The sequence below is a fragment of the Clostridium sp. CTA-1 genome (genome assembly GCF_054768215.1).
The window spans coordinates 1-2,479 of record NZ_BAAAAP010000050.1 but is presented as its reverse complement, the minus strand read 5'-3'; the positions used below and the strand labels follow the sequence as shown (position 1 = coordinate 2,479).

Annotated in this window: 3 protein-coding genes; 2 read left to right on the top strand and 1 reads right to left on the bottom strand. The window is 24.4% G+C overall.

Annotated features, from left to right (window positions below; translation table 11 throughout):
• Positions 1-232: 232 nt before the first annotated feature.
• Entirely contained in the window at positions 233-985 is a 753-nt protein-coding gene (locus ACYUEW_RS18840) for a hypothetical protein (RefSeq protein WP_460277691.1), read from the bottom strand.
• 872 nt (positions 986-1,857) lie between these two features.
• Here ACYUEW_RS18840 and ACYUEW_RS18835 point away from each other — a divergent pair.
• Positions 1,858-2,130 (top strand): hypothetical protein, encoded by a 273-nt coding sequence (locus ACYUEW_RS18835; RefSeq protein WP_460277689.1) that lies wholly within the window; start codon positions 1,858-1,860, stop codon positions 2,128-2,130.
• Positions 2,085-2,435, top strand: a complete 351-nt coding sequence (locus ACYUEW_RS18830; RefSeq protein WP_460277693.1) for a DUF4352 domain-containing protein — start codon at positions 2,085-2,087, stop codon at positions 2,433-2,435. The genes ACYUEW_RS18835 and ACYUEW_RS18830 overlap by 46 nt, the downstream gene beginning before the upstream one ends.
• Positions 2,436-2,479: the final 44 nt, after the last annotated feature.

The following is a 2,479-nucleotide window of genomic DNA, read 5'->3' as shown; positions in this document are numbered from 1 at the left end:
AAAATAAAGAGAGGGTGTTAATTATGAAATCTAAATCTATTGATAATATAATTAAAATAATTTTAATTATTTGCATTACTGTTACAACTTTTTATAGAAATGTATATACCCTTAGTATATCAACATTTGTACTGCTTTTTCTTGCTATAATTATAATAAGAAGAAAACCAAAAAAAATTGTAATATGCATATACATTATTTCTGGTCTTCTTCTTATTATATCATATTATTTTTATCTAGTAAGAGTCTTGTAACCAACCACATTAGCTTTTATGAGGTTTCTTCTAGCAGAGTCAGAATATATATTAGAAACATATTTGCCTTGAACTGCTAAAAAACTTTTATATTTATAATATACTTTAGTTGTATAATACACTGTATCTAAATTTAAATTAACAGCACTTCTGAGAATAGCAAAAGCTACTCCATAGCCTACACCTAATGTACCAGCAAGTATATTAGCACCAGTAGATAATAAAAACTTATTGTATTTATTTGACCCCTTGTCTGTTCGTATATATACCCATGTATTTTGTGGTGGTTTAGGAATATTACCTCTCATTACATTTTGAACAGGATCTTCAACAATAGTTTCGCTTAATTGCATTACATTCTTTTGACCATTAATTTCTTGTATTACAAGGTCTTTTTCTCTATCTACTATAGTTTTTATTTCATCAAGTTTTACAAAAGTACCATCAGAATTCATTTTATAAACTTTAGCTAAAACTTGATTTCCTGACGTAACTTCTTCGGTTTTAAATATTTGATTATTTTGTTCATAAGTATAAATTAATTCTGTATCAGTTTCTTTAAGCATTTTTAAATTTTTAATATCACCAGTTTTGATTTGGATTGATTGTGTACTTTCTGCAGGATCTTTAGTATTTTTATTTTCACTTGCATGAGCTGTTTGTATTGGAGAAATTAGCAACCCAAGTACTAGTGTAAGAATTATCTTTGAAGTTGTGTTTTTACTTAACATAAGTTTTCCCCCTTTTGATTTTTATTTGTTTATATCCTAACATAAATTGACATGTAAGTTAAATAAAAACTTTTCGTCAAATTTCATCCTTTTGTATTAATTTATATTGTTTTTGCTAAAATCATTTAAATTAAACTGTAAGCAAATAAAGAAAAAAACACCCAGTACTTAAATCAAGGGTGTTTTTTGTTATATCTATATTATTAAATTTTTTAATAGTCTGTTAATGTTTTTCTATATCATAAATATTGTATTTTTTAGGACTTTTAGATCCATATATTCTATTTCATCTTCATTAATAGAGGATTTATTTAAATCCTTTTTAATTTCAGTTAAGGCTTTTATTGTAATGTTGAACATTAACATAAGATATATTATTAAAATGGTAGTTGTAGTTTATGTTATAGATATTATTTTTTTGTTATTTAAAGGGATTTTTTAACATTTATAGAATATTAAATATAACGGTTCTTTATAAGTTAAGCATATATCTCCCAAAAAAAGAACTCCATTTTATTATTGGAGTTCTTTTTGTATGGATTTTTATATATTGGTGCTATATTCTAGTCATTTTTATTATATCCAGTATATGTGAATTTTAATCATATAAAGGAATATTATGAATTGTATAGAAGGTTAATAGTATAGATATTATTCTACCATCCCGTTTAATAGGAGAAAGAATCCATTTTATATTTTATAATGGGTTCTTTTTTACAAGAGTTTATCAGTGTAAGTGTAATATTTAAATCCGTTTTTATTATATCAAAGATATAGATATTTCAAGCTAGTTAGTTAAAATTTGATGATTTATTTACAAATATTACATTTTTGTTATAATTAAACTATATCAACAAGAGGGGATTAAGTACATGAAAAAGAATTTTAAATTAATAATAGGTGGACTTATTATATTTATTGCAGGGTATTTTATAGGTGATGCTACAGCAATTGGTAGAGTTAATAAACAGATTGGTCAAAGTGTAGATAAACAAGTTTCTAGCACAAAAGAGGAAGCAAAAGAAGAAAAGAAAGATGTAAAATTTGGAGAACAGTCTCCTGTAGGAAATTTAAGTATTAAAATTTTAGAAGCGGTGCTATTAGCAATGAATCTGGGAAATCAACACCAAGTGGAAAATTTATAGTAATAAAACTAGATATAAAAAATAATGGCGAAGAAGCTACAGGATATGAACCACATGAATTTAAATTAAATGATGGGAAAAAAACATATGAAGTTGATGATAATTCTTTTGAAGCATTAGGGCATCTAAATAGTCAAGAATCTATTTTTAGAGAAAATAAAAATTTTATAGGGTCTTATGATAAAATTAATGCAGGAATAAACAAGAATACTTTCTTAGTATTCGATATACCTAAAGATATTAAGATTGATAATCTAAAATTAATAACAGAGCATAATAAAGGAATACAATTTAATCTTAAATAATTATTTATAAAAAATATTAGAGTTTTTACTACATTATATAAGGT

Excerpts from the sequence above, each read along its gene's own strand:
- ACYUEW_RS18840 (WP_460277691.1), bottom strand. The coding sequence starts at position 985 with ATGTTAAGTAAAAACACAACTTCAAAGATAATTCTTACACTAGTACTT.
- ACYUEW_RS18835 (WP_460277689.1), top strand. The coding sequence starts at position 1,858 with ATGAAAAAGAATTTTAAATTAATAATAGGTGGACTTATTATATTTATT.